General features: G+C 75.6%; 2 protein-coding genes. One reads left to right on the top strand and one right to left on the bottom strand.

Features of this window, described 5'->3' with window-relative positions:
- Nucleotides 1–1,509, top strand: a 1,509-nt coding sequence (locus CS2_RS17870; protein WP_070320982.1) for an oxidoreductase, incomplete at its 5' end; no start/stop codon positions are given.
- 829 nt (nucleotides 1,510–2,338) lie between these two features.
- Here CS2_RS17870 and CS2_RS17865 read toward each other — a convergent pair.
- Nucleotides 2,339–3,325, bottom strand: coding sequence for an ADP-ribosylglycohydrolase family protein (locus CS2_RS17865; RefSeq protein WP_233421261.1), 987 nt, complete (start codon nucleotides 3,323–3,325; stop codon nucleotides 2,339–2,341).
- Between the last annotated feature and the right edge of the window lie 308 nt (nucleotides 3,326–3,633).

The raw sequence follows: 3,633 nt of genomic DNA, 5'->3' as shown, positions 1-3,633 counted from the left end.
CTCGAGGTCGACGAGATCGCCACGATCGTCCGCCGCTTCGGCGAGGCCGCCGCGCGCGCCAAGGCCGCCGGGATCGACGCGATCGACATCCACGGCCACACCGGCTACCTCATCGACCAGTTCATGAGCCCCGTGTGGAACCGCCGCGACGACCAGTACGGCGGCTCGGTCGAGAACCGCTGCCGGTTCGCCGTCGAGATCATCCAGGCCGTCAAGGCCGCCGCCCCCGGCCTGCCCGTGAGCTTCCGCCTGTCGGTCGACCACAAGTTCCCCGGCGGCCGCACGCGCGAGGAGTCGCAGCGCATCGCCGTCGTGCTCGCCGCGGCCGGCCTCGACTTCATCCTCGCCGACGACGGGTCGTACGAGGCCATGGACTACGTCTTCCCGCCGTACTACCTGGGCGACGGCTGCATGGTCCCCGCCGCGCAGGCCCTCAAGGAGGTCGTCGACATCCCCGTCGTCGCGTGCGGCAACCTCGACCCCGACACCGCCGAGCAGGTGCTCGCCGCCGGCCACGCCGACGTCGCGGGCGTCGGTCGCGGCCTCATCGCCGACCCGCAGTGGTGCGCCAAGCTCGCCGACGGCCGCCGCGAGGACATCCGCCCCTGCATCCGCTGCAACGCGATGTGCGTCGGCAACGCGTTCTTCGCGCTGCCGATCGGCTGCTCGGTCAACGCACAGGTCGGGTTCGAGCGCGAGCGCGTGCTCACCCCGGCGCAGACCCCCAAGCACGTCGTCGTCGTGGGCGGCGGGCCCGCCGGGCTCGAGGCCGCGCGCGTCGCCGCCGAGCGCGGCCACCGCGTCGACGTCTACGAGCGCGACGCCGCGCTGGGCGGCGTGCTGCGCCCGGCCGCGACGCCGGACTTCAAGAAGGAGCTGCACGCGATGATCGGCTGGTGGGAGCGGCAGATCGCCCGCCTGCCCGTCACCGTGCACCTCGGCGTCGAGATCACCGCGGACTCCCCGGAGCTCGCCGGCGCCGACGAGATCGTGCTCGCCACCGGCTCCACGCCGCTCGTGCCCGGCACGATCCCCGGCATCGACGGCCCGAACGTCGTGGGCGTCATCGAGGCGCACCTCGGCGCCGACCTGGGGCGGCGCGTCGTCGTCGCCGGCGGCGGGCTCTCGGGCGCCGACCTGGCGCTCGAGCTCGCGCAGGCCGGCCGCGAGGTCACGATCGTCGAGATGACCGACGAGATCGCGCGCGACCTCATCGTCATCAACCGCATCACGCTGCTGCGCGACCTGGCCGCCGCGGGCGTCCGCACGCTCACCGGTCACACCGTGCTGTCGGTCGACGAGGGGGGCGTCGTCGCGCGCGGCCCCGAGGGCGACGTGCGGGTCGACGCCGACACGGTCGTCACCGCGTTCGGCGTGCGTCCCGCGACGACGCTGGCCGAGCAGCTCACCGCGGCCGGCCGCACCGTGCGCACCGTCGGCGACTGCGTGAGCCCCGCGAAGGTCGGCGAGGCCATCAACGGCGGCTTCCTGGTCGGCGCCGCGATCTGACCCCCGCCCGTCGTCGCGCACGCGTCTCTCCCCGAGCGCGTGCGCGACGACGGCCGGGCGCGAGTGCGCACCCACGCGCCGACCGCGGCACCCGCGCGCTCACGTGCACTCGCGAGCCCACCGTGGCACCCCGCTCGCCGGCCGCGGCACCCGCTCGCCGACCGTGCCGGAAGCCGTCCGAGCGCGGCAGAAGCTCGCCGACCGCGGTAGAGACGCGCCGAGCGCGGTACCAACGAGTACCGCGCTCGGCGCACGTCTACCGCGCTCGGCGCGTCCGGTGCTCTCCGCGTCCGGTGCGTCCTGCGTCTGGGTCGGCCAGGCGGGCATGTCCCGCCGAGTGCGGCACAAGCACGCCGACCGCGGCAGAGACGTCGCGAGCGCGGTACGAACGAGTACCGCGCTCGGCGCACGTCTACCGCGCTCGGCGCGTGTCGGTGCTCCCGGTGTGCACTCGCTCGGAGCCGCCAGGTGGTGACGGCCCGAGCGCGGTACGAGCACCCCGAGCGCTGTACGAGGTCGCCGACTGCGGCAGACGTGTCCCGAGCGCGGTACGAACGGGTACCGCGCTCGGCGCACGTCTACCGCGCTCGGCGCGTTCGGTGCGCTCCGCGTCCGGTGCGTCCTGCGTCTGGGCCGGCCGGGCGGGGACGTCCCGCCGAGCGCGGTACGAGCACGCCGACCGCGGTAGAGACGCCGCGAGTGCGGTACCAACGAGTACCGCGCTCGGTCGGTGAGTACCGCGCTCCGGGCGCAGGGTCCTGCCGAGCCGCGGCCGCGGGCGCGGTGCGGGTGTGCGGTGTGCGTCGCGGGGTGTTGCCGGTGGGCGCGGTCAGCGGCGGACCGCGCGCGCGGCGAGGTCGGTGAGGGCCGCGGCGTCCAGGCCCGGCCACCCGTGCAGCACGTCCCGCCACGCGGCGGGCACGGCCGACGCACCGTCGCGTGCGCCGACCAGCGCGCCCGCGATCGCGGCGACAGTGTCGGTGTCGCGGCCGCCGCGCACGGCCCGCTCGAGCACGTCGACCAGCGTCGTGCCGTGCGTGATCGCCGACCACGCGGCCTGCAGCGCCTCGACGACCCACCCGTTGCGGTCGAAGTCCCGCGGGCGGCTGACCTCGGCGTCGGCGATCCGCGCCGCCCACGGGTCGCGTCGCGTCGCGGGCAGCCACGGCAGCCCGACGCGGACGTCCGCCACGCCCGTCCGGATCGCGTGCCGCACCGCGAGCGACCACAGCACGCACGCGTCCCCGGCGTCGTCCTCGGCATGCGTGAGATCCGACACCGCGCGCGCCGCGCGGGCCAGGTCGCCCTCGCGGCCGTCACCCAGGTACGCCAGCGCGACGGGTCCGGTGCGCATGAGCGACCCGTTGCCGCCCGACCGCCGGTACGTGTCGTGGAACGCGCGCGCCGAGCGCCTCGCCGCGGCGGCCGTGCGGGGCGCGAGCCCCCCGAGCACGGCGCGCGTCTGGTTCCCGACGTCCTTCGCGTCGACCGCCCACCCGCACCACGCGTCGACGACGCCGTCGAGCGTGCGGTCGTCGTCGAGCGGCTCGCCCGCGGCGAGCGCGCGCAGCACCGCGACGGCCATCGACGTGTCGTCCGTCCACTCGCCGGGCGCCCACGCGAACGTGCCACCGCCGACCATGCCCACGCGGGCGTCGTCGGGCAGCGGCGGGCCGAACTCGTAGCCTGCACCGAGCGCGTCGCCCGCCGCCGAGCCGATCACGGCACCCGCGGCGCGGTCCAGCACGGCGTCGGTGGGAGCGGCGTCGGTCGGCCGGGTGTCGGTGGGCTCGGGGTCGGTGGGCAAGGCGTCCACGGGGCCTCCAGGTCTGCGGTGCGCGTCGGGACGAACGCCGTCCGTCGTCCTCTCCATGCTCCCCCACTCCGCGTTGACCCCTCACCCCCGGACCGTGAGAGTGCGATCCAGTCGCTTGCGGGGACGGAAATGCACTCTCAAGGTCAGGGGGTGCGGGCTGCGGCAGGATCACCAACCGCGGTCGTGAGAGTGCGATCGAGTTGTCGGCGGGCACTGGGAGGTGTCGTGAGCGTGCGATCCAGTTGTCTGCGGGGACTGGATTGCGCTCTCGCGGTCAGGGGGCGTGGGGGTCGGGTGGGGGCGGGCTG

The sequence above is a fragment of the Cellulomonas iranensis NBRC 101100 = JCM 18110 genome, from assembly GCF_001552375.1.
GTDB lineage: Bacteria > Actinomycetota > Actinomycetes > Actinomycetales > Cellulomonadaceae > Cellulomonas > Cellulomonas iranensis.
The sequence above is the reverse complement of the archived record's forward strand: the minus strand, read 5'-3'. Positions and strand labels throughout refer to the sequence as shown.